1 protein-coding gene is annotated in these 398 nt (G+C 63.6%); it reads right to left on the reverse strand.

From position 1 onward, the window contains the following. Positions 1-398, reverse strand: a 398-nt coding sequence (locus JT719_RS24320) for a hypothetical protein (RefSeq protein WP_207436388.1), incomplete at both ends; no start/stop codon positions are given.

Here is a 398-nt window from a genome sequence, read left to right on the forward strand (position 1 = left end):
TTACACCCCCCGATACCGTGTTCACGGCCGCACGCTCCAGCTTCTTGGAGTCGGTCAGGTGCAGGATTCCGATGGGATGCAAGGGAGCCCCAGGATCGCAGAGCAGCCCCCGCGACGGATCGAGAAGCGGCCTGTGGGTGGTGACGTTCCAGTTGCAGGACTGCGGCAGCAGGGAGAAGGAGACCTTCCGGTCGAGGATGGCGAGGTTGAGCGCCTGCTGCTCCACCAGCCAGGTCTTGGCACCCGGCCTTAGCCCCCTGGCCAGATAGGCTTGCCACACCTTCCAGACGGGGGATTCGGCGGAAAGAGCGAACACGCCCGTGTTTACGATCAGCTTCTTGGCCCGTTCTGCTCCGTCTTCGCCGAAGCATTCGGTGTAGCAGTGGGCAACCATGGCC

This window comes from Sabulibacter ruber (genome assembly GCF_017355955.1).
GTDB classification, from domain to species: Bacteria; Bacteroidota; Bacteroidia; order Cytophagales; family Hymenobacteraceae; genus Nibribacter; species Nibribacter ruber_A.